Source organism: Acinetobacter sp. UBA3025, from assembly GCF_002367915.1.
In the GTDB taxonomy this organism is placed as follows: Bacteria; Pseudomonadota; Gammaproteobacteria; order Pseudomonadales; family Moraxellaceae; genus Acinetobacter.
On the sequence record NZ_DFDO01000217.1, the window covers coordinates 1 to 2,606 of the forward strand.

A 2,606-nucleotide genomic window follows, 5' to 3' on the forward strand; every position below is an offset into this window, starting at 1 on the left:
TCTCTATTTGCAACAGTGCCTAATTAAATCCCTTACAATTCAAATTTTTCAGCAACGACTTATCTTTGTTAAAATAGTATTAATTTATTTTTTTTAGGACAAACCTTAACAAAATTACAAATTTGTAATTTGGTTGTCATTTAGGTGTATATATCTAGGAATTAGTATATGAAGAAATTATTTTTTGGTCCAAGATATGATTAGATTCAATAATATATATATGAAGATTGTTTTAGTTATTTTTACTATAGTTTTTTCAACCAGTAGTTTTGCTGATGGGGGACTTCGTTTCTTAGAGAAAAATTTAGAAATAATTAACAATGAAAAAAGCAAAGGGTGTGAAGAGAATTAATTCTAAATTATAATGAAGCACATATAACTAGGAAAACTAAAAATTAGTTATTTTTAGTATGGTGTAACTAAGATTAATTAATTTTTTTAAATCGAATGATAAATATATTTATTTTTTTTAATTTATTCTTTACCATTTTCAAATTTTTAAATAATCCGAAAAGACTATTTTAAACTTTAGGGTTACATATGCTCCTATACATAGGCAGGAATAAATATGCAACTTAGTATATTTGCAACAATAGTACTGGAAAGATTCATGTAATAATGCTTAAAACTCTCTAATTAGTTAGGGAGGCATTGGAATTGGAGAAAAAAGTAAAGTGCCCACTAGCAAATGTGGTTATTGGAGGAATTATCTCATCAACCCTTCTTATGTTGGTTTTATTACCAATATTGTCCCGGTGGATAAATGAAAAGAAAGCTTCTTGACCAATTATAGTAAGCAATTTTTAGCAGAAATATTGAGGCTTACTCAAGTCTCTCAGCTAATCGTAAATAGAATAAGGAAACTATTGTATGTCAGAAGATCATTCTCAGAGCCACGCGGCTGTTACTGAAGAGAATAGTAAGAAGCTAATATTTACTGTAGGTTTGACCACTACGTTTTAATCGTAGAAATTATAACCGTTTTTATTACTCAAAGTTTAACTTTTGTGATTATCTAAAAACACATAGCGGTCGAATGGCCATATTAACTGACTTAAAATCAGTCGCATACTTTAATGTAGCGGTTCTGATAGCACAAAAGTTCGCAGCATGAAAACGGAACCGGCATAATTGATTTATAGTGAACCCATACACTAAGCATAATGATTTAGAGGACGATAATCCCAATGAAAAAATTCCTTTTAGGAGCTGTTGCCGCATCTGTTTTGGCCTTTTCAGGCAATGCTATGGCCAATTTTGTGGCAGGTCAGGACTATCAGGTGGTTGCAAAACCAGTCAAAGTCGAAAAACCGGGCAGAATTGAGGTACGTGAATTCTTCTGGTACGGCTGTGGTCACTGTTTCGCGCTTGAACCACATATGCAGGGCTGGTTGAAAAAATTACCAAAAGATGTACGTTTTGTACGTACGCCGGCTGCAATGAATCCACTCTGGGAGCAGGCAGCGCGTGCTTATTATGTGTCTGAAGCATTGGGTGTGCGTCAAAAAGCACATTTACAATTATTCCATGATATTCATGATAAGCAACGTCCAATTTTAGAACAGGCGCAATTGGCCAAGTTCTATACCCGCTATGGTATTCCTGAAGCAAAATTTAACAGCACTTATAAATCTTTCCCGATCACTTCGAAAATTGCCCAAGCCAAAAATCTGGCTGCTCAGTATCAGTTAAGTGGTGTTCCGGCAGTGACCGTGAATGGTAAATATATTGTGCAGGGTAATGATGCCAAAGTCATTCAGGTGGTGAATTACCTGATCGAGAAAGAGCGTAAAGCCAAATAAGACGCGATTGATTATCTCTAAAAAAAACCTGCATCGAATCTGCAGGTTTTTTTATTTAAACTGGAGGAATGGTTATTTACGTCCTGACTGCCGGATCTGGTGTTTCTATCGGCGGGCGATACCAGTGTAAAATTCCTCGGAATAAGAGCTGCATCTGCAACACGCTTTGCGCTTTAAAGTAATGAATTTTCCTTTCTATTTCAACACGCAGAATTGCCGAGGCGCCCCGACGCTCTACAACAAACAAATTCTAATCTAAGATTTACATAAATAGACTGATAAAGTTTAAAAGGAATAAATATTAATTTAAACAACATGGAAATTCTTGTTAATTTCAACAGAAATATGAACAATCTCTTCATGAATTGACAAAGCTTTACGAACTACCTCTGCTGTTAAGGAGTCATTAACTGTATTTAGGGATAAAATACATGAAAATTTACTTCTACCTACTTTCCAGACATGCAGATCAGTAATCGTAATTTGGTTATCTAATTCCTCTACAACTTCCTGAATCTCCTTTACTACAGGATGTTCCATCTCTGCATCAAGCAATGTTTTACCTGTTTCTCTAATCAATCCCCAAGATCATTGTGCTACAAGCACTGCACCTACGATTCCTAGAATTGCATCTAAAAAATCCCATCCAAAATACTTCCCTGCGAAAAGTGCAATAATCGCTAATACAGAAGTTACTGCATCTGCTACTACATGAAGAAAAGCGGCTTTCTGGTTTAAGTCATGGTCATCATGAGAGTGATGATGATCGTGGTGGTGGTCATGGTCATCATGAGAGTGATGATG

At 35.1% G+C, this 2,606-nt stretch carries 1 protein-coding gene and 2 pseudogenes; 2 read left to right on the top strand and 1 reads right to left on the bottom strand.

The annotated features are described in order from the left end of the window. Positions 1 to 870: 870 nt before the first annotated feature. Both B4J23_RS14360 and B4J23_RS09150 read left to right on the top strand, forming a co-directional pair. Positions 871 to 1,010: pseudogene (locus B4J23_RS14360) on the top strand (cation transporter); the annotation flags it as partial. A 177-nt stretch (positions 1,011 to 1,187) separates the two neighbouring features. After that, positions 1,188 to 1,802 (top strand): thiol:disulfide interchange protein DsbA/DsbL, encoded by a 615-nt coding sequence (locus B4J23_RS09150; protein WP_004281236.1) that lies wholly within the window; start codon positions 1,188 to 1,190, stop codon positions 1,800 to 1,802. A 306-nt stretch (positions 1,803 to 2,108) separates the two neighbouring features. On the opposite strand, the pseudogene B4J23_RS09155 reads toward B4J23_RS09150, so the two are convergent. After that, positions 2,109 to 2,606: pseudogene (locus B4J23_RS09155) on the bottom strand (cation diffusion facilitator family transporter); the annotation flags it as partial.

Excerpts from the sequence above, each read along its gene's own strand:
- B4J23_RS09150 (WP_004281236.1), top strand. The coding sequence starts at position 1,188 with ATGAAAAAATTCCTTTTAGGAGCTGTTGCCGCATCTGTTTTGGCCTTT.